The organism is Salipiger sp. PrR007 (assembly GCF_010499845.1).
In the GTDB taxonomy this organism is placed as follows: domain Bacteria; phylum Pseudomonadota; class Alphaproteobacteria; order Rhodobacterales; family Rhodobacteraceae; genus Salipiger; species Salipiger pacificus_A.
In genome coordinates this window covers 25,871-43,983 of the sequence record NZ_JAAGOZ010000061.1, presented here as the reverse complement: position 1 = coordinate 43,983, position 18,113 = coordinate 25,871, and the positions used below count along the sequence as shown (strand labels likewise).

Genomic DNA, 18,113 nt, shown 5'->3' with positions numbered 1-18,113 from the left:
GGGTGAGAAGCGGGCAAAAACCGCAAGATGAGTTGCCCTAGCGGCAGCGCAACGCGGCGGAGCGTTTGCAAAATGGGCACACTTCGTGCCGATGCCCGCCTATCAAGCATATTTTCTTATTTATTTCTGGCCCGGTGCCCAGAATGACGCTATGTCAAAGTCTGAAGACGCTCAATTGATAGGTGCGAATATGAAACTCAAAGAACTGTTTGCTTCCGCAGCCGTCATCTCCATGATCGGCGCTTCCGCAGCTCTGGCCGGCTCGCCGGCACCGGTCGTCGTTGAAGACGAGCCCTATGCTGTGGTTCCGGTTGCTGCTCCGTCGAGCGGTGCAGCTCTGGCCGTGGCCGGTGGCCTGGCAGCCATCGCGCTGATCGCTGCTGCCTCGGACGGCGACGACAGCTCGGACACTTCGGACTGATCCTTTCGGACAGGAGCCGCGCCCCGGCGTGGCCTGAGAACGCCCGGCCTCGGCCGGGCGTTTGTCGTTTCGGATCCGCGCGTTCGTGGCGTTTGCCGCGCTGGTGCCTTGCATTCCCGCACCGCTTCGCGCTTTCTAGCGCCACAGCGTGAGCGGGTGCACAGGAGAGACCGATGGACAACTGGGACGAGATTCGCACCGCCTACCATGTGGCGCGGCTGGGCACCGTCAGCGGCGCCGCCGAGGTCCTCGGGGTGCACCACGCCACGGTGATCCGGCATATCGATGCGCTCGAGGCGCGGCTTGGGGTGAAGTTGTTTCAGCGGCACGCCCGCGGCTACACGCCGACCGAGGCGGGCAGCGACCTATCGCGGGTCGCGCAATGCACTGACGACCAGTTCCAGCAGCTTGTCGGCCGAATCAAGGGTCGGGGCGAGGCGGTGTCGGGAGAGCTACTGGTCACCTCGCTGGTCAACTTCTCGACGCTGATGATCGGCGCGCTGACCTCCTTCCGCGAGGCCTACCCGGATGTCACGGTGCGCTACCTGACCGGCTCGCGCCTGTTCCGGCTCGAGTACGGCGAGGCGCATGTGGCGCTGCGCGCCGGGGCCGCGCCGCAAGAGCCGGACAACGTCGTCCAACCTTTCGACCGCCAGTCGGTCGCGCTCTACGCCGCGAAATCCTACATCGCGCGCAAAGGCAAACCCGAGGGCGCGGCGGACCTGGCAACGCATGACTTTGTCGGCTTCGACGACCTCGATTCCCGAGCGCCCTCCAACCGCTGGATGAAGGGGCATGTGCCGCAGGAGCGCATCGTCTTCCGGACCTCTGACGACCGGGTGCAGTTGCAGGCGATCCGCGCCGGGGCGGGCATGGGGTTCATGTCGGTGACCGAGGGCGAGACGGACCCCGAACTGGTGCAGGTGCTGCCGCCGCAGGAGGACTGGTCGTCGCCTCTTTGGCTGGTGACCCACGTCGATCTGCACCGCACGCCCAAGGTCCAAGCCTTTCTCAAGCACCTGAAGGCCTATGCCGCGGAGCAGGACGCGGCGTGACCCTTACTGAAAGTGGACGTGGCCATCTCGCGATGCTGGCCTTCTCGGCGCTTGTCGCCGGGTCGTTTTCGCTCGGCTCCATGGCGGCGCCGCATATCGCCCCGGCGGCGCTGAACGCGACACGCTTCCTCATGGCGACCGCGCTGCTTTTCCTTGTCGTGCAGGCACGCGGCGGCGTGCAGCGCGCAGCGCTCACGGCGCCTTGGCGATACCTGCTGATTGGCGGGCTGATGGCCGTCTACTTCGTGCTGATGTTCGAAGGCCTGAAGACCGCCGAGGCGGTGAGCATGTCGGCGGTCTTCACGCTGACCCCGGTCATGGCGGCAGGCTTTGGCTGGCTGCTGCTGCGCCAGAGGATGAGCCGGCGCATCGCGCTGGCGCTGGCCATCGGCGGGGCGGGCGCGCTCTGGGTGATCTTCCGTGCTGACCTTGAGGCGCTGCTGCGTTTCGCGCCGGGACGCGGTGAGATGATCTTCTTCGTCGGCTGCGCCGCCCATGCCGTCTATGCACCGCTGGTGCCGCGCCTGAACCGGGGCGAGCCGGGGCTGGTCTTTGCGCTCGGTACGATGGTGGCCGGCACGCTTGTGCTGATCCTCTGGGGCTGGCGCGACATCCTGGACACCGACTGGAGCGCGCTGCCGCGCATCGTCTGGGTGACGATCCTCTACACCACGGTCGCAGCGACCGCGCTGAGCACCGCGCTGCTGCAATTCGCCGCGATGCGCCTGCCGAGCGCCAAGGTCATGGCCTATACCTACCTTATCCCGAGCTGGGTGATCCTGTGGGAGATCGGCCTTGGCCGGGGCGCGCCGCCGGCGTTGATCCTTGTCGGAGTCGGCCTGTCTGTCGTGGCGCTGCTGTTGCTGCTGCGGGACGGATAGGGGGCAAATGCGTTCGACGGTCTCGGACGTTACGGAACGTCGTCGCGGGCCAAGTCGTTATGCGCGGGATCATCCGGTCTCAGCTCGACCCGCAGGAAGCGTTCGAAGGCGTCGAGATTGATCGCCTCGAACTGCCCGAACCCCTGCATCCAGACCGAGGCCTCTCGCAGGGCATCGGGCTCGAGTTTGCACCATTTCACCCGGCCACGTTTCTCCTGGCTGATCAGCCCGGCTGTGGCGAGGATCGCCAGATGCTTGGAGATCGCCGCCAATGACATCTCGAAGGGCTCGGCCACATCGGTCACCGCCATGTCGTCCTCGAGCAGCATGGCGAGGATGCGTCGCCGCGTGGGATCGGCCAGGGCGGCGAAGACGATGTCGAGATCGGGTTGCATGCGCTCATAAGCGCCGGAGTGGGGCAGGGCGTCAAGCCGCGCCGTGGCGGCGGTTTCGACATACTCAACCCCGGGGTTGAATATGGTTTCGCGCCGATGTTGGCGCTAGCGCGCGGTTGCTGTGCTGGGGCTTCCTTAACAGACTGAGGGAAATCAATGACTTGAGGTCATATTTCAGGCGTTCACGGCGGGTTGACTTAGAGCCCCCCTCCGCATAGCAACTCCCTCGAACGTCCGAATGGAGCGAAATGGTGGGCGATCCCGATCCGAAGCGGCAACTCGACGCGCTGGAGGCGAAGATCGCGGCGGCCAAGGCTGCCCGGGAGACCCGGAAGTCGCACCAGGAGGAACACTATTCTCAGGCCAATGTCGCCTGGCGGATGGTGACGGAAATGGTGGCCGGTCTCGGGATCGGCTTCGGCATCGGCTACGGCTTGGACATCCTCTTGGGGACCATGCCGTGGCTCATGGTGCTCTTCACATTGCTGGGCCTCGTGGCGGGCATCCGCGTGATGCTGCGGACCGCCGCCGAGATCCAGGCAAAACAAACTTCCGGCAGCGCCGGAGAGGGACAATCCTCCGGCACGCCCGGAGATGACGAGAAGAGGGATCGCGGCGATGGCGACTGAAGCGGCTCACGGTGCTGATATGGCAGAACACGCGGTAGAAGGCGGCCTGTCCTTCCACCCGATGGACCAGTTCATGATCAAACCGCTCTTCGGAGCCGGTGACGTGGGCATGTTCACCATCACCAACGCGACGCTGTGGATGTTCCTTTGCATCCTCGCGATCATCGGCGTCATGGTGCTGGGCACCTCGCGCCGCGCGATCATCCCCTCGCGCAGCCAGTCGGTCGCCGAACTGGCCTATGGCTTCATCTACAAGATGGTCGAGGACGTCACCGGCAAGGATGGCCTGAAGTACTTCCCGTACATCATGACGCTGTTCATGTTCATCGTCTTCTCGAACTTCCTCGGTCTCATCCCGATGAGCTTCACCACCACCTCGCACATCGCGGTGACCTGGGTGCTGGCGCTCTGCGTGTTCCTCGGTGTGACCATCCTCGGCTTCGTCAAGAACGGCGTGCACTTCCTCGGCCTGTTCTGGGTGACCTCGGCGCCGCTGGCGCTGCGCCCGATCCTCGCCGTGATCGAGATCATTTCCTACTTCGTCCGCCCGGTCAGCCACTCGATCCGTCTTGCTGGCAACGTGATGGCCGGTCACGCCGTGATGAAGGTCTTCGCAGGCTTCGCCGCGCTGGCCGTCGTCTCGCCGGTGTCGATCGTCGCGATCACCGCGATCTACGGGCTCGAAGTTCTGGTGGCCTTCATCCAGGCCTACGTGTTCACCATCCTGACCTGCGTCTACCTCAAGGACGCGCTGCACCCTGCCCACTAAGGGCAGGCCGGTCCGGACAACCTCTATCCATCCAATTCCATCGTAAGGAGAGACTCAAATGGAAGGCGATATCGCAAACCTCGGTCAGTTCATCGGCGCCGGCCTCGCAGGCCTGGGTTCGGGCCTCGCAGCCCTCGGCGTGGGTAACGTTGCTGCAAACTTCCTGGGCGGCGCCCTGCGCAACCCGTCGGCAGCTGCATCGCAGACCGCCACCCTCTTCATCGGCATCGCATTCGCAGAAGCACTGGGGATCTTCTCGTTCCTCGTCGCTCTGCTGCTGATGTTCGCCGTCTAATCCTTCGGGACCTTATCCTTACGCGGGGGCGGCGCCGTCATTGACGGGCCGCCCCAAGTAGAGACAACGTTCCGACGGAGGACGACATGGCGGTCGAACCCATTCAGGAAGAAATGGCCGGTGTCTGCGTCGACGCCCATGGCTCCGCCATCGGGATGCCGCAGCTTTGCGGCGAGTGGATTCCGAACCAGATCTTCTGGCTCATCATCACTCTGGTGGTGATCTTCTTCGTGCTGTCGCGCATCGCTCTGCCGCGGATCGCATCCGTCCTGGCCGAGCGTCAGGGCACCATCACGAACGACATCTCCGCCGCGGAAGAACTGAAGCGCCAGGCGAAGGACGCGGAAGCGGCCTACGAGAAGGCGCTTGCCGATGCCCGTACCGAGGCACAGGCCATCGCGCAGAAGACCCGCGACGAGATCAAGGCAAAGCTCGACGCCGCAACGGTCGAGGCAGACGCCAAGATCGCCGAGAAGTCGGCCGAGTCTGAGAAGGTCCTCGCCGGGATCCGCGCCTCTGCCGTGGAAAGCGTCGAGGCCGTTGCAAAGGAAACCGCGGAAGCCATCGTGGCGGCCCTGGGAACCTCTGCCGACCAGGCCGCGATCGACGCGGCCGTGGCCAACCGGATGAAAGGCTGATCCCATGCGCAAACTCATGACCCTGAGCGCGCTCGGCACCTTGATGGCCAGCCCCGCGCTGGCCGCCTCCGGCCCGTTCTTCTCGCTGCGCAACACCGACTTCGTGGTGCTGCTCGGCTTCCTGCTGTTCCTTGCCGTCCTCGTGTACTTCAAAGTGCCGAAGATGCTGGGCGGCCAGCTCGATCGCCGTGCCGAAGGCATTCGCAACGAGCTTGAAGAAGCCCGCGCGCTGCGCGAAGAAGCACAGACCCTGCTGGCCTCCTACGAGCGCAAGCAGCGGGAAGTGCAAGAGCAGGCGGAGAAGATCGTGGCTCAGGCCAAGGTCGACGCCGAAAGCGCTGCCGAGCAGGCCCGCAAGGACCTCGACGACTCCATCGCCCGCCGCCTCGCGGCTGCCGAGGAGCAGATCAAGTCCGCCGAGAACTCGGCTGTCCGGGAAGTGCGCGACCGCGCGATTGCCGTGGCCGTGGACGCTGCCCGCGACGTGATCGCGACGCAGCTCGGCGCCAAGGACAAGGCGGCCCTCGTGGACGCGTCGATCAAGGAAATCGGTGCCAAGCTGCACTGATCTTTCCGACCCAAAGATGCTTGCAGAGCCCGGCCCATGGCCGGGCTTTTGCTTTTGGGGGGCGCGGCAGGGCCGCAACGCCCCAAAAGGTTGGGACGCGGGGCCCTCAGAAGTCTTTTCCTTGAAGTTGACCCCATATAGTGTGTGCATACCGCAAGCACAGCCAAACATGTGGGCGGCAGCACGAGGGGACAGCGTGGCACATATCATCGTCGTAGGAAACGAGAAGGGCGGGGCGGGGAAGTCCACCGTCTCGATGCACGTGGCAACCGCTCTGGCACGCATGGGGCACCGCACCGGCGCGCTGGATCTCGACCTGCGGCAGCGCTCGGTGGGCCGCTACATCGAGAACCGCCGCGCCTTCTGCAAGCGCGAGGGGCTCGAACTGCCGATCCCCCTCTACCTCGACCTGCCCGAGGTCGCGCCCGAGGCGCTGGCGCCCGGCGAGAACGCCTTTGATCACCGGCTGTCCAAGGCGGTGGCGCAGCTCGAGACCGACTGCGACTTCGTGCTGATCGACTGCCCCGGCTCGCACACTCGCCTGAGCCAGGTGGCGCATTCGCTGGCCGACACGCTGATCACCCCGCTCAACGACAGCTTCATAGATTTCGACCTGCTCGCCCATGTCGATAGTGATGGCGACAAGATCCTTGGCCCTTCGGTCTATTCCGAGATGGTCTGGAACGCCCGCCAGCTGCGGGCCCAGGCCGGGCTGCAGCCAATCGACTGGGTGGTGCTGCGCAACCGTCTCGGGGCGCAGAACATGGTCAACAAGATGAAGATGGAAAAGGCACTGACCAAGCTCTCGAAGCGCATCGGTTTCCGCATCGCGCCCGGCTTCAACGAGAGGGTGATCTTCCGCGAGCTGTTCCCGCGCGGGCTGACGCTGCTCGACCTCAAGGACATCGGGGTCGGCAACCTCAACATCTCGAATGTCGCCGCGCGCCAGGAACTGCGCGAGCTGGTCTCGGCGCTGGACCTGCCCGGCGTCGAGGTGAATTTCTGAGGCTGCAGGCCGCTAATGGGTGCGCATGTGCAGCGCGATGAGCGTTGCGCCGATGCCGGAGCTCAGCAGGTCGATGCCGAGAAAGAAGCCCAGGAGGCCCATCGCCGAGTCTGGCAGCGTCGCCATGATCAGGACCCCGAGGACCACCGACACGAGCCCGGCGAAGACCAACCAAATCCATCCCGAGCGCTGACGAAGCGCGAAGCCGATGGCGATGCGCACGACGCCGAGGGCGAGGAAGAATAGCGCGATCAGCCAGGTCAGCGAGACGAGCCCGCGCTCCGGGTTGGCCAGCAGGAAGACCCCGAAAGCCAGCACGAGCAGCCCGAGAATGGCCTCGGCGAGCCGCGCGCCGGTGCTGGCCTGCGCGTTGAAGGCGATCCAGAGCTGCAAGGCCCCCGCCGCGACAAAGGCGATCGCCGAAATCGTCAGCACGGTGAGCGAGGCGGCAAAGGGATGCACCAAGGCTCCAATGCCGCCGAGGATTAGGATGATCCCCAGAACGAGCATCCAGCCCCATTTCTTGCGCGGATCGGAGGGCAGGGGGCCGTGGGACATGGCGAGGCTCCATTTGGGCACAGGGCACGAGCGCTGCGCGAACCGGGACAAGTCTGAGCGCTGGACGGGTCTCTGGCAACCGCACCGCGGCGAAGATCGCGAGAGTTTCATACATACGCACAAGACTTTGCGCACGAACTTGCCATGGGGCGGGCGTTTTTCCGCGGTCGCGCCAGCCTGCCTTAGCTTCGCATTGCTGGCAGCGGGGGCAGGTTGCGGCACCCTTGGACCCGGGCGAGCGACTTGCCGCGACCGCGCCGTTCAGAGCGCCTTTTCGTAAAACAGGCTTGAGCTGTTCTCGACGTAAGCGCCGAAAGGTCCGCGCGGGACGAAGCCGGTCTGCTCGTAGAGCGCGACGGCCGCAGGGAGCTTGTCCCCGGTCTCCAACCTCAGCAGCGGGATGGCCTCGTCGCGGGCAATCCGCTCGAGGTGATCGAGCAGCCGGCGTGCCAAGCCTAGGCCGCGCGCCTCGGGGCTGACGAACATCGATTTCACCTCGGCGTAGCCGTCCTTGCGGGCGATGGCGGCGCAGCCCAGCAACACGCCGTTCTCCTCGGCGCCGAAAAGTGAGATCTCGGGGGCGCAGAGCGCGTCGATGTCGAGAAAGTAGTTCTCTTCCGGCGGGAACAGCGACTCCATCAGCGCATGGCTGGCTATCAGCAGCGCCTCGGCGCGCGGATCGCGGGGCGAAACTGGACGAATGGTCACCGACATCAAAGCTTTCCTCTGGGCATCGCTTGGGATATTGGCCGGGCCTGCGCCATGGTCAACCCACAAATATGGCGGAGTTTCCGCAATATCTTGTGGACAACTGGCAAGCGCCCGCCACATCCGGTGCAAACCGTTTGACTTGGATCGCGGCGGGGCGGCAAATTCGGGGCTAACTTCGGAATCAGGACACGGCAGTGCAGTTCACACGGCTTCGACTGACGGGCTTCAAGAGCTTCGTTGATCCCACGGATCTCGTCATTGCCGACGGGCTGACGGGGGTTGTCGGCCCGAACGGCTGCGGCAAGTCCAACCTGCTCGAGGCGCTGCGCTGGGTGATGGGCGAGAACCGCGCCAAGGCGATGCGCGGCGCGGGCATGGAAGACGTGATCTTCGCAGGCGCCCACTCGCGCCCCGCCCGGAACTTCGCCGAGGTGGCTCTGACCATCGACAACGGCGACCGGCTCGCCCCGGCGGGTTTCAACGATCAGGACCAGCTCGAGATCGTCCGGCGGATCACCCGCGACGTTGGCTCGGCTTACAAGGTGAACGCCAAGGACGTGCGCGCGCGCGACGTGCAGATGCTCTTCGCAGACGCCTCGACCGGGGCGCATTCGCCTGCGCTGGTGCGGCAAGGGCAGATCTCCGAGCTGATCAACGCCAAGCCGAAGAACCGGCGCCGGATCCTCGAGGAAGCCGCGGGCATCTCGGGCCTTTACCAGCGCCGCCACGAGGCGGAGCTGAAGCTGAACAACACCGAGGCGAACCTGCTGCGCGTCGACGACGTGATCGAGCAGCTTGCGGCACAGCTCGGAACGCTCGACCGGCAGGCCAAGCAGGCGCAGCGCTACCGCGCCATCGGCGCGGAGCTTCGGCAGGCCGAGGGGCTGCTGCTCTACCGCCGCTGGATGGAGGCCGAGGAGGCGCGTCAGGCGGCGGAAAACGTTCTCCGCGGTCTCGTCACTGCCGCCGCTCAGGCCGAGAACGCCGCCCGGGCGGCCGAACGCGCGCGCGCCGAGCGCGACGAGGCGCTGCCGCCCCTTCGCGAGGAAGAGGCCATTGCCGCCGCCATTCTGCAGCGCCTCGCGGTGCAGCGCGACGCGCTGTCTGAACAGGAGACCCGTGCGCAGGACACCATCGAGACGCTGACCCGCCGGATCGAGCAGATCGCCCTCGACATCGAGCGGGAAGGCGCGCTCAACCGCGACGCCGGCGAGACGATCGCCCAGCTTGAATGGGAAGCCCGCGAGTTGGCCAAGGCCGCAGAGGGCCATGACGAGCGGCTGGCCGAGGCCGCCGACGCGGCTTCCGAGGCATCTGCCGTGCTGCAGGACCGCGAGTTGGCGCTGACCCAGCAGACCGAGGACGTGGCGCGGCTCGCCGCTCGCCACCAGTCGGCGCACCGCTATCTTGCCGACCTGCGCAAGGCGCTGCTTCGCCACGAGGGCGAGGCCGGAAAAGCGCGAGACGCCGTGGCCGAGGCGCGCGGCAAGCTGGCCGAGGCGACCGGCGCCATGGAAGACGCGCAGGCGCGCTCCGAGGACGCGCAGGCCATGGCCGCCCGCGCCGAGGAACTCCTGGCGCAGGCCGATGAAGCGCGAACCGACTGTCAGTCGCGCGAGGCCGAGGCCCGGGCCGAGCGCTCCGAGGCCGAGGGCGAGGCGAGCGCTCTGCGCGCCGAGGTTGGCGCGCTCACCCGGCTGCTCGACCGCGATACCTCCGAGGGCGGACAGGTGCTCGACCAGTTGCTGGTGGCGCAGGGTTTCGAAAAGGCGCTTGGCGCCGCGCTCGCCGACGACCTGCGCGCGCCCGAAGTGGGTGCGGGCGCGGCCTCGGGCTGGGTCGAACTGCCGCGCTATGAAAGTCAGCAGCTGCTGCCCGAGGGGGTGAGCGCGCTGTCGCAGCATGTCACGGTGCCGGGCGTGCTGATGCGCCGGATGAGCCAGATCGGTCTCGTTGAGCGCGCCGAGGGCACCCGCCTGCAGCCGCGTCTGAAGCCCGGCCAGCGTCTCGTCAGCCGCGAGGGTGACCTGTGGCGCTGGGATGGCTTCCGTGCCGGGGCCGAGGATGCGCCCTCTGCCGCCGCCCTGCGGCTCGAGCAGCTCAACCGGCGCGAGGTGTTGAAGAGCGAGATGGCCCGCGCCGAGGCACAGGTCGAGGCCATGCGTGTGGCGCATGATGCTCTGGTCGCCCGGCTCGCGGATCTCACCCGCGCTGACAAGGTGGCGCGCGAGACCCGGCGCGAGGCCGACCGCGAAGTGAACGAGGCCATGCGTGCCTTCAACCGGGCCGAAAGCGACCGCAGCATGGCCGAGAGCCGGCTGGAGAGCCTCGGGCTGGCGGTGAGCCGCCACGAGGGTGAGGCCGAGGCGGCGCGCAAGCAGGTGCTCGAGGCCGAGCGCGCCCTGTCGGAACTGGGCGATCTGGAAAACGCCCGGGCGCTGGCCGAGGACGTGCGGATGACCGTCGAGGCGGCCCGCATGACCATGATGACCCGCCGCTCGGCGCATGACGAGCTGCGCCGCGAGGGAGAGGCCCGCAAGGGCCGCCAGCAAACCGTGACCAAGGAGCTTTCGGGCTGGCGCCACCGGCTGGAGACGGCCGAGAAACGCAGCGCCGAGCTCTCGGAACGCAAGGCCACCCACGAGCGCGAGCTGGCCGAGGCGCGCGCTGTGCCGGACGCGCTCGCCGGCAAGCGCGACGAACTCGCTCGCTCGATCGAGGAGGCCGAGGAGCGCCGCAGCGCCGCCGCCGATCTGCTGTCCGCCGCCGAGAGCGCCATGCGCGCCGCCATTGCCGCCGAGCGCGACGCGGAACGCGCAGCCTCCGAGGCGCGGGAGGCCCGTGCTGGCGCCGAGGCGCGCGTCGAGGCCGCGCGCGAAACCGTCGCCGCCGCCGCCGAGCGCATCGAGGACGAGCAGGAGACCACCCCAGAGAAGCTGCTCGCTCGGCTCGATGTGGCTCCCTCCGACATGCCGAGTTCCGAGGCGGTCGAGGCCGACGTGAACCGCCTCAAGCGCCAGCGCGACGCCCTCGGCGCGGTGAACCTGCGCGCCGAGGAGGACGCCCGAGAGGTGCGCAGCGAGCACGACACGCTGGCGCAGGAAAAGACCGATCTCGAGGAAGCCGTGCGCACGCTGCGCGCAGGCATCTCCTCGCTGAATCGCGAGGGCCGCGAGCGGCTGCTGACCGCCTTCGAGCAGGTGAATGCCAACTTCCGGCTGCTGTTCACCCACCTCTTCAACGGCGGCGAGGCCAATCTCGTGATGGTCGAGAGCGACGACCCGCTCGAGGCCGGGCTCGAGATCATGTGCCAGCCACCGGGCAAGAAGCTCTCGACGCTCTCGCTGCTCTCGGGCGGCGAGCAGACGCTGACCGCGCTGGCGCTGATCTTCGCGGTGTTCCTTGCGAACCCGGCACCGATCTGCGTGCTCGACGAGGTCGACGCGCCGCTCGACGACGCCAACGTCACGCGCTTCTGCGACCTGCTCGACGAGATGTGCCGCCGTACGGAAACCCGCTTCCTGATCATCACCCACCACGCGGTGACGATGAGCCGGATGGACCGGCTCTTTGGCGTGACTATGCAGGAGCAGGGCGTCAGCCAGCTCGTTTCGGTGGACCTGAAAAAAGCCGAGCGTCTGGTCGCCTGACGAGGCGGGCTGCGGGCGGGCCATGCCGGATGCCACCGGCGGGCCATTTCGAGTTTACGGCACGCCGAAGCGCCCCCTGCCTCTTTCGAGGTCGAATATCCCGGGGGGCCGGGACAGAGTCCCGGGTCTGCCCTCAGCCTACCGCGATATTGTCGATCAGCCGCACCCCGCCCAGCCAGGCGGCGGCGAGCAGGCGGGCCGGCCGCGAGGGATGCTCCAGCGGGGCGAGCCCGTCCGCGCTGCGCAGCTCGATGTATTCGACCTCGGAAAACCCCGCCTCGCGCAGCGCTGCCTCGGCCTGGAAGCGCACCGGGCCGAGGCTCTCGCCCTCGACCAGCCGCTCGGCCACCTGCCGCAGCACCCGGTGCAGCGCGGGAGCGGCCGCGCGGGTCTCGAGGGGCAGAAGCACGTTGCGGGAGGAGAGCGCCAGCCCGTCCTTTTCGCGCACGGTCGGGCAGCCGATGACCTCGGTCAGCAGGTCGAGATCACGCGCCATGCGGGTGACCACCTGCAGCTGCTGGAAATCCTTCTCGCCGAAATAGGCACGGTCGGCGAGGGTTTGCAGGAAGAGCTTCGCGCAGACCGTGGTAACCCCGTCGAAGTGTCCTGGTCGATGCGAGCCGCACAGACCGTCGGTCAGCCCCGAGACGAGCACAGAGGTGGCAAAGCCCTCTGGGTAGATCTCCTCCGGCGCCGGCACATAGATCGCATCGACCGCATGGGGCGCCAGCTTTTCAGCATCGGCATCTTCCGTGCGCGGGTATTTTTCGAGGTCAGAGGCCGTATTGAACTGCTTGGGGTTGACGAAGATCGTCACGATCACCCGGTCGCAGCCGGTTTTCGCGGCATCCACGAGGCTCAGGTGCCCGGCATGCAGCGCGCCCATTGTGGGCACCACGCCGATGCTCTCGCCAGCGGCTTTCCAGCCCAGCACGGCGTCGCGCAGCGCCGCCTTTGTTCGCAGGATGGGCGCGGTCATCTCGTCTTCTCCGGTGCATCTTCGGCAAAGACATGCTCGGCCCCGGGAAACTCCCGGGCGCGCACCTCGGCCGCGTATTCCTCGATCGCTGCCTCGGCTTGGTGGCCGAGCGCCGCGTAGCGTTTCACGAATTTCGGCTTGAAGGCTGTGAAGGCCCCCAGCATGTCGTCGACGACAAGGATCTGCCCGTCGCAGCCCGCCGAGGCGCCGATGCCAATCGTGGGAATCGGCAGTTCGGCGGTGAGCCGGTCGGCCAGCGCCGCCGGGACCTTCTCGAGAACCACGGCAAAGGCGCCGGCCTCGGCCACGGCGCGTGCCCCCGCCACAAGCGCCTCTGCCGCCGCGCCGCGTCCCTGCACCTTGTAGCCGCCCAGCGTGTGGATCGACTGCGGCGTCAGCCCGACATGCCCCATCACCGGGATGCCTCGCTGCACCAGAAAGCGGACGGTCTCGGCCATATGCACCCCGCCCTCGAGTTTCACCGCCGCAGCGCCGGTCTCGGCCATGATCCGCGAAGCCGCGCGAAAGGCCTGCTGCGGGCTCTCCTCGTAGCTGCCGAAGGGCATGTCGACGACCATCATCGCCTTGTCGAGCCCGCGCTTCACCGCCTGACCGTGCAGGATCATCATCTCTAGGGTGACGCCAAGGGTCGAGGGTAGCCCGTGCAGCACCATGCCGACGGAATCCCCGACCAGCACGAAATCGCAATGGGCGTCCATCGCCTGCGCCATCGGGGTCGTATAGGCGGTAAGGCTGACCAGCGGCACGCCGCCCTTGCGGGCACGGATGTCCTCGGGCAGCGGGGCGCTCCTGCGGGCCGTGGCGCTCATGGACGTCTCCTCTCGTCTGCGGATCCTCGCGCGGGATGGGGCCCTTTAGCAGCCCGAGGGGATCCGATCCAGACCGCAAACCGTGTCGCCGCTTGCACAAACGGGGCAATTGCGCGCAGTCTTGCCGGAGTTCCGCCCGCCCGGCCCCGACACAGGAGTTGCCTTGCCGATGACCCGACCGATCACCCGTTTCAGCCTCTCCCTCGCCGCGCTGCTGCTCGGCTCCGCTGCCGCCCTTGCCCAGCAGGACGATCTGATCATCGCGCTGCAGCTCGAGCCGCCGCATCTCGACCCGACTTCCGCCGCCGCCGGGGCGATCGATTCCGTGCTCTACAGCAACGTCTTCGAAGGGCTGACGAAATTCGCCGAGGACGGCTCCATCCACCCGGGCCTCGCGGAGAGCTGGGATATCTCCGAGGACGGCACCAGCTACACCTTCCACCTGCATGAGGGCGTCACCTTCCACGACGGAACCACGATGGACGCCGAGGATGTGAAGTTCAGCCTCGACCGCGCCCGCGCCGAGGACAGCCAGAACGCCCAGAAGGCGCTCTTTGCCGGGATCGACGAGGTTACCGTATTGGACCCGCTGACCGTGCAGGTCACGCTCAAGGCACCCGACGGCGGCTTCCTGTTCAACATGGCCTGGGGAGACGCGGTGGTCGTCGCGCCCGAGAGCATCGAGGGGATCAAATCGAACCCGGTCGGCACCGGCCCCTTCACCTTCACCAGTTGGACGCAGGGCGACAGCATCAGTCTTACCCGCAACGAGAGCTACTGGGGCGAGGCGCCGGCGCTGAGCCGCGCCACCTTCCGCTTCATCTCGGACCCGACCGCCGCCTTTGCCGCGATGATGGCGCAGGACATCGACGCCTATGCCGGCTTCCCGGCGCCGGAGAACCTGCCGCAGTTCGAGGCCGATCCGCGCTTCCAAGTCCTTGTCGGCTCGACCGAGGGCGAGACGATCCTGGCGATGAACAACGCGCTCGAGCCCTTTGACGATCCGCTGGTGCGCGAGGCGGTGGCCCACGCCATCGACCGGCAGGCGATCATCGACGGGGCAATGTTCGGGCTCGGCACGCCGATCGGCACGCATTTCGCGCCGCATAACCCAGACTACGTCGACCTGACCAACCTGTCGAACTACGATCCCGAAGCGTCGAAGACCCTGCTCGCCGACGCGGGCTATCCCGATGGCTTCACCACCACGCTGAAACTGCCGCCGCCCTCCTACGCCCGCCGCGGCGGCGAGATCATCGCGGCGCAGCTGCGTGCGGTTGGCATCCAGACCGAGATCACCAACCTCGAATGGGCGCAATGGCTCGAAGAGGTGTTCCGCGGCAAGGACTTCGGCCTGACCATCGTGAGCCATACCGAGCCCATGGACATCAATATCTACGCGCGGCCGGACTATTACTTCCAGTATGACAACCCGGAGGTCCGGGACCTCATGGCGAAGCTGACCGCGACCACCGATCCGGCGGCCCGCTCGGAAATGTTGAAGCAGGCACAGCAGATCATCGCCGAGGATCACGTCAACGCCTTCCTCTTCCAGCTCGCCTTCCCGACAGTGGCGGATGCCAAGCTGCACGGATTGTGGAAGAACCAGCCGACGCAGGCCACCGATCTCACCGGGGTTTATTGGGAAAAGTGATCAGCAGGGAAGAGTGTGGGGCGATCCGCCCCCTCACGCCCGGGATACTCCAGCTCATAAGAACGGATGGCGCGGCGCTCTGATCCTTCAGGCATTGCATTCTTCCAGGCAGGAACATTCCCGCGGGAGGCGTTCCTGCGCTTGACCAGACGCGCGGCGCTCAGCGCAGAAGCAGCCGCTCGAGGCTGCGGGCCATGACCCGGGCGCTGTCGAGCATGTCGGTGATGCCAATCCACTCGTCGGGCTTATGCGCCAGCTCCAGCACGCCCGGACCGTAGGCGATGCAGTTCTTCAGCTTGCCGATGCGATCGATGTGCTTTTGGTCGTAGCTGCCGGGCGAGGCGACATAGGTGGCGTCCTGGCCCAGAACCTCGCGGATCGCCTCGGCCACGGTGGTGACCACAGGGGCGCTCTTCTCGGTCATTGAGGGGATGACGCGGTTCAGTTCGCGGATCTCGTATTCGAAGTTCGGGCGGCGGGATTTGAGGTCTTCGAGCAGGCCCACGACCTCTTCCTGAACGCCCTCGACGGTCTCTTCCATCAAGAATCGCCGGTCGATCACGATGCGGCAGCTGTCGGGCACGCAATGGGCCGGCAGGCCGTCATGCTCTTCGGCCTGGCCACCGTGGATCGAGTTGATGTTCATCGTCGAGTTTCGCGCGCCCTCGGGGACCACGGGCATCTCGGTGACGCGCGCGGCCATGGCGGGGAAGAGCGTTTCCTCGAAGGCGTCGAGCACGGCGCCCATGTGGCGAATGGCGCAATCGCCGAGGAAGGGCATGGAGCCATGGGCGATCTCGCCCTTGGTTTTGATCTCGGCCCACCAGCCGCCGCGGTGGCCAAGGCAGATGCGGTGCTTGTCGAGCGGTTCGGGGATGATCACATGCTGCACCCGCTCGGGCGAGAACCAGCCCTCTTTCGCGAGGTGGGCCACGCCGCCGTAGCCGCCGGATTCCTCGTCCGCCGTGGCGCTGATCTCCACCGCGCCGGCGAAATCGGCGTGCTGCTCGAGAAAGGCCTCGGCGGCGATGATCGAGGCGGCGAGCCCACCTTTCATGTCGCAGGTGCCGCGGCCGTAGATGCGGTCGCCCTCGAGCGCGCCGCCGAAGGGATCGCGGGTCCAGCCGGCTCCGACCTCGACCACGTCGTGATGCGAGTTGAAATGCACGCACTCGCCGGGGTGGGCGCCCTCGCTGCGGGCGACGATGTTCCAGCGTGGGTAGGTTTCGCTGTCACCTGGGGCGCCCTCGGCGCGGACCAGCGTGCAGGCGAAGCCGCGCGCCGAGAGTCGGCGTTCAAGGTAGTCGCAGATATCGCGGTAATATTGCCCGGGCGGGTTCAGCGTCGGGATGCGGACGAGATCCTGCGTCAGCGCGATCAGATCGTCGCGCTTGTCGTCGATGCGGCGCGCGAGGGCATCCATTGGGCGGGTGGCGAGTGCGTCGGTCATGCCAGCACTCTTCCCGGCTTTGCCGCGCCGCGCAAGCGTGGCGGCGCGGTGGGGGTGCCTGTTCAGGGGAAGCGCAGACGGGGTGCCTCGCCGAGCGGGATCGGTCCGAGCCGGGCGACGCCCCGGTCAAGGGTCAGCGGCAGATCGAGCGTGTTGCGGTTGCCGGAGAGGCCGGCGACGAGGCCGAGCCCGTCCTCCAATGCCGCGGCCATCCCTTCGGGCAGCTGGCCGCTCTGCCGCGCCATGTCGATCATCTCGCGCCAGTTCACCGCCTTGACGGTGACCTGCCCGTCGAGCCGGCCATCATCATCCACGTCGACATCGCCCGCCACCTTGAGCTGCAGGTCGTCGACCTTGTATTCGGCGAGCCTGAGGTCCACGCGCATCGGCTGGGGGTGCGGGCCGGCCTGCTTGCCGACGCGCAGCGGCAAGTCCGTGTCGAACCCCGCGTCGAGGCGGATGGCATCGGCCACGCGCCCGCCCGAGCCGGCGATTGCATCGGCGCCGACGGCAATGCGGTAGCTGGTCTCTTCCCCCTCGTCGCGGGTGAGCGCGGCCGTCAGCCCGGCCAGCGCCGCGGTGGTGGCGCCGGTGAGGTTGAGCGTCTTGCTCTCGAAATTGGCGCGCACCACGATGTCACCCTCGTGGATGAAGCTGGCGCGCATCCCGTCCGAGGTGATCTCGGTTTCGCCAAGTTCGGTGGTCAGGTTCATCTGCGGCGGGAAGGCAACGATCTCATGCCCGAAGTTGTAGACGAGCCGGTAGATGTCGACGAAGGGCGTCTCCCAACGCAGCCCCTCGGGGTTTTCCAGCACCAGCCCGCTCAGCCGCGCATCGACGCGGTTGGGAAAGCCCTGGAACGAGATGTCCTCGTAGGTGGCGGTCCAGCCCTCGGTCCGGCGCGCCTCCATCCAGCTATCGATGGCCTTGCGCTCGAAATGCACCGAGACGAACCAGAAGCCGGACCAGGCCAGTGCGGCCACGATCACCGCAAACAACAGTTTCTTCACCACGCGCCCCTTTTCTGACGGACAGGATTGGTGTTTACAGCCGCCATGCGGAAAGGACCAGAATGATGGCGCTTTGGGTCTTCGGCTACGGCTCACTTCTTTGGAATCCCGGCTTCCCCGTGGCCGAGAGCGTGCATGCGACGTTGACCGGGTACCGGCGGTCCTTCTGCATGCGCTCGATCCACCACCGCGGCACGCCCGAGGCGCCAGGGCTGGTGCTGGCGCTGGACGAGGAGCACGAGGCCGCCTGCGACGGGCTGGCGCTGCGCGCGCAGCCCGGCACCGAGGAGACGACCCTGGCCTACCTGCGCGAGCGCGAACTTGTCTCGGCGGCCTACTACGAGGCCCGGCTGCCGCTCACGCTGCAGGACGGGCGCGAGGTCGAGGCGGTGACCTACATCATCGACCCCGATCACGTGCAATATTGCGGCGGGCTCGATCTCGAAGAGCAGGCGCGCATTATCGCGCAGGCCATCGGCGGACGCGGGCCGAACAGCGAATATCTCTACAACACCGCCTCGCATCTCGAACATCTGGGCATTCCTGATGCCGAGCTGCACTGGTTGGCCCACCGCGTGCGGGGGCTGACCGATAACGGCTTGGCTTGATTGGGG

Annotated in this window: 19 protein-coding genes; 12 read left to right on the top strand and 7 right to left on the bottom strand. The window is 66.9% G+C overall.

Annotated features, from left to right (window positions below; genetic code table 11):
• Positions 1–190: 190 nt before the first annotated feature.
• The 3 genes from G0Q01_RS21080 (at position 191) to G0Q01_RS21070 (ending at position 2,357) form a co-directional block, all read left to right on the top strand.
• Complete coding sequence (locus G0Q01_RS21080; RefSeq protein ID WP_164197582.1) at positions 191–421, top strand: hypothetical protein; 231 nt, start codon at positions 191–193, stop codon at positions 419–421.
• Between the two features lie 173 nt (positions 422–594).
• Complete coding sequence (locus tag G0Q01_RS21075) at positions 595–1,476, top strand: LysR family transcriptional regulator (RefSeq protein ID WP_164197581.1); 882 nt, start codon at positions 595–597, stop codon at positions 1,474–1,476.
• Positions 1,473–2,357, top strand: a complete 885-nt coding sequence (locus G0Q01_RS21070) for a DMT family transporter (protein ID WP_370457326.1) — start codon at positions 1,473–1,475, stop codon at positions 2,355–2,357. Before G0Q01_RS21075 ends, G0Q01_RS21070 begins: the two co-directional genes overlap by 4 nt.
• 29 nt (positions 2,358–2,386) lie before the next feature.
• Here the strand turns inward: G0Q01_RS21070 and G0Q01_RS21065 are convergent, their stop codons facing one another.
• Positions 2,387–2,752, bottom strand: a complete 366-nt coding sequence (locus G0Q01_RS21065) for a helix-turn-helix transcriptional regulator (protein ID WP_164197580.1) — start codon at positions 2,750–2,752, stop codon at positions 2,387–2,389.
• Positions 2,753–3,003: 251 nt separating this feature from the next.
• On the opposite strand from G0Q01_RS21065, the gene G0Q01_RS21060 reads away from it, so the two are divergent.
• The 6 genes from G0Q01_RS21060 (at position 3,004) to G0Q01_RS21035 (ending at position 6,657) form a co-directional block, all read left to right on the top strand.
• A complete protein-coding gene (locus G0Q01_RS21060; protein ID WP_108967490.1) occupies positions 3,004–3,381 on the top strand; it encodes an AtpZ/AtpI family protein in 378 nt (125 codons plus the stop codon).
• Positions 3,371–4,150, top strand: a complete 780-nt coding sequence (locus G0Q01_RS21055; RefSeq protein ID WP_108964439.1) for a F0F1 ATP synthase subunit A — start codon at positions 3,371–3,373, stop codon at positions 4,148–4,150. The genes G0Q01_RS21060 and G0Q01_RS21055 overlap by 11 nt, the downstream gene beginning before the upstream one ends.
• A gap of 58 nt (positions 4,151–4,208) precedes the next feature.
• Complete coding sequence (locus G0Q01_RS21050) at positions 4,209–4,445, top strand: F0F1 ATP synthase subunit C (RefSeq protein ID WP_092427884.1); 237 nt, start codon at positions 4,209–4,211, stop codon at positions 4,443–4,445.
• A gap of 86 nt (positions 4,446–4,531) precedes the next feature.
• Entirely contained in the window at positions 4,532–5,083 is a 552-nt protein-coding gene (locus G0Q01_RS21045; RefSeq protein WP_108964440.1) for a F0F1 ATP synthase subunit B', read from the top strand.
• Positions 5,084–5,087: 4 nt separating this feature from the next.
• Positions 5,088–5,651 carry a F0F1 ATP synthase subunit B gene (locus tag G0Q01_RS21040; protein WP_164197579.1) on the top strand — a complete coding sequence of 188 codons (564 nt, stop codon included), beginning with the start codon at positions 5,088–5,090 and terminating at the stop codon, positions 5,649–5,651.
• A gap of 196 nt (positions 5,652–5,847) precedes the next feature.
• Positions 5,848–6,657: a division plane positioning ATPase MipZ gene (locus tag G0Q01_RS21035; RefSeq protein WP_108964442.1), complete on the top strand. Its 810-nt coding sequence runs from the start codon at positions 5,848–5,850 to the stop codon at positions 6,655–6,657.
• 12 nt (positions 6,658–6,669) lie between these two features.
• Here the strand turns inward: G0Q01_RS21035 and G0Q01_RS21030 are convergent, their stop codons facing one another.
• Both G0Q01_RS21030 and G0Q01_RS21025 read right to left on the bottom strand, forming a co-directional pair.
• Complete coding sequence (locus tag G0Q01_RS21030; protein ID WP_164197577.1) at positions 6,670–7,215, bottom strand: HdeD family acid-resistance protein; 546 nt, start codon at positions 7,213–7,215, stop codon at positions 6,670–6,672.
• A gap of 261 nt (positions 7,216–7,476) precedes the next feature.
• On the bottom strand, positions 7,477–7,929 hold the full coding sequence (locus G0Q01_RS21025; RefSeq protein ID WP_164197576.1) for a GNAT family N-acetyltransferase: 453 nt from the start codon (positions 7,927–7,929) through the stop codon (positions 7,477–7,479).
• A 191-nt stretch (positions 7,930–8,120) separates the two neighbouring features.
• Between G0Q01_RS21025 and smc the strand changes: the two genes are divergently transcribed.
• On the top strand, positions 8,121–11,576 hold the full coding sequence (smc, locus tag G0Q01_RS21020) for a chromosome segregation protein SMC (protein WP_164197575.1): 3,456 nt from the start codon (positions 8,121–8,123) through the stop codon (positions 11,574–11,576).
• Positions 11,577–11,709: 133 nt separating this feature from the next.
• Here smc and panC read toward each other — a convergent pair whose 3' ends face one another.
• Together panC and panB are read right to left on the bottom strand one after the other, a co-directional pair.
• On the bottom strand, positions 11,710–12,555 hold the full coding sequence (gene panC, locus G0Q01_RS21015; RefSeq protein ID WP_164213840.1) for a pantoate--beta-alanine ligase: 846 nt from the start codon (positions 12,553–12,555) through the stop codon (positions 11,710–11,712).
• On the bottom strand, positions 12,552–13,385 hold the full coding sequence (panB, locus tag G0Q01_RS21010; protein ID WP_164197573.1) for a 3-methyl-2-oxobutanoate hydroxymethyltransferase: 834 nt from the start codon (positions 13,383–13,385) through the stop codon (positions 12,552–12,554). The genes panC and panB overlap by 4 nt, the downstream gene beginning before the upstream one ends.
• Positions 13,386–13,554: 169 nt before the next feature.
• Between panB and G0Q01_RS21005 the strand changes: the two genes are divergently transcribed.
• Positions 13,555–15,039 carry an ABC transporter substrate-binding protein gene (locus tag G0Q01_RS21005; protein WP_164197572.1) on the top strand — a complete coding sequence of 495 codons (1,485 nt, stop codon included), beginning with the start codon at positions 13,555–13,557 and terminating at the stop codon, positions 15,037–15,039.
• Positions 15,040–15,199: 160 nt separating this feature from the next.
• Here G0Q01_RS21005 and G0Q01_RS21000 read toward each other — a convergent pair whose 3' ends face one another.
• Together G0Q01_RS21000 and G0Q01_RS20995 are read right to left on the bottom strand one after the other, a co-directional pair.
• The gene (locus tag G0Q01_RS21000; RefSeq protein WP_203595114.1) at positions 15,200–16,489 is read right to left on the bottom strand and encodes an acetylornithine deacetylase/succinyl-diaminopimelate desuccinylase family protein; all 1,290 of its coding nucleotides are present in this window, start codon (positions 16,487–16,489) and stop codon (positions 15,200–15,202) included.
• A 62-nt stretch (positions 16,490–16,551) separates the two neighbouring features.
• Positions 16,552–17,499, bottom strand: a complete 948-nt coding sequence (locus G0Q01_RS20995) for a DUF2125 domain-containing protein (RefSeq protein WP_164197571.1) — start codon at positions 17,497–17,499, stop codon at positions 16,552–16,554.
• A 65-nt stretch (positions 17,500–17,564) separates the two neighbouring features.
• Here G0Q01_RS20995 and G0Q01_RS20990 point away from each other — a divergent pair, with 65 nt between their 5' ends.
• Positions 17,565–18,107, top strand: a complete 543-nt coding sequence (locus tag G0Q01_RS20990) for a gamma-glutamylcyclotransferase (protein ID WP_164197723.1) — start codon at positions 17,565–17,567, stop codon at positions 18,105–18,107.
• The last annotated feature ends 6 nt before the right edge of the window (positions 18,108–18,113 follow it).

What these genes read in the sequence shown, in the direction of transcription:
- G0Q01_RS21075 (WP_164197581.1), top strand. Translation starts at nt 595, where the DNA reads ATGGACAACTGGGACGAGATTCGCACCGCCTACCATGTGGCGCGGCTG.
- G0Q01_RS20990 (WP_164197723.1), top strand. Translation starts at nt 17,565, where the DNA reads ATGGCGCTTTGGGTCTTCGGCTACGGCTCACTTCTTTGGAATCCCGGC.
- G0Q01_RS21055 (WP_108964439.1), top strand. Translation starts at nt 3,371, where the DNA reads ATGGCGACTGAAGCGGCTCACGGTGCTGATATGGCAGAACACGCGGTA.
- G0Q01_RS21000 (WP_203595114.1), bottom strand. Translation starts at nt 16,489, where the DNA reads ATGACCGACGCACTCGCCACCCGCCCAATGGATGCCCTCGCGCGCCGC.
- G0Q01_RS21050 (WP_092427884.1), top strand. Translation starts at nt 4,209, where the DNA reads ATGGAAGGCGATATCGCAAACCTCGGTCAGTTCATCGGCGCCGGCCTC.
- G0Q01_RS21025 (WP_164197576.1), bottom strand. Translation starts at nt 7,929, where the DNA reads ATGTCGGTGACCATTCGTCCAGTTTCGCCCCGCGATCCGCGCGCCGAG.
- G0Q01_RS21005 (WP_164197572.1), top strand. Translation starts at nt 13,555, where the DNA reads ATGACCCGACCGATCACCCGTTTCAGCCTCTCCCTCGCCGCGCTGCTG.
- G0Q01_RS21045 (WP_108964440.1), top strand. Translation starts at nt 4,532, where the DNA reads ATGGCGGTCGAACCCATTCAGGAAGAAATGGCCGGTGTCTGCGTCGAC.
- G0Q01_RS21040 (WP_164197579.1), top strand. Translation starts at nt 5,088, where the DNA reads ATGCGCAAACTCATGACCCTGAGCGCGCTCGGCACCTTGATGGCCAGC.
- G0Q01_RS21030 (WP_164197577.1), bottom strand. Translation starts at nt 7,215, where the DNA reads ATGTCCCACGGCCCCCTGCCCTCCGATCCGCGCAAGAAATGGGGCTGG.
- G0Q01_RS21065 (WP_164197580.1), bottom strand. Translation starts at nt 2,752, where the DNA reads ATGCAACCCGATCTCGACATCGTCTTCGCCGCCCTGGCCGATCCCACG.
- G0Q01_RS21080 (WP_164197582.1), top strand. Translation starts at nt 191, where the DNA reads ATGAAACTCAAAGAACTGTTTGCTTCCGCAGCCGTCATCTCCATGATC.
- panC (WP_164213840.1), bottom strand. Translation starts at nt 12,555, where the DNA reads ATGACCGCGCCCATCCTGCGAACAAAGGCGGCGCTGCGCGACGCCGTG.
- panB (WP_164197573.1), bottom strand. Translation starts at nt 13,385, where the DNA reads ATGAGCGCCACGGCCCGCAGGAGCGCCCCGCTGCCCGAGGACATCCGT.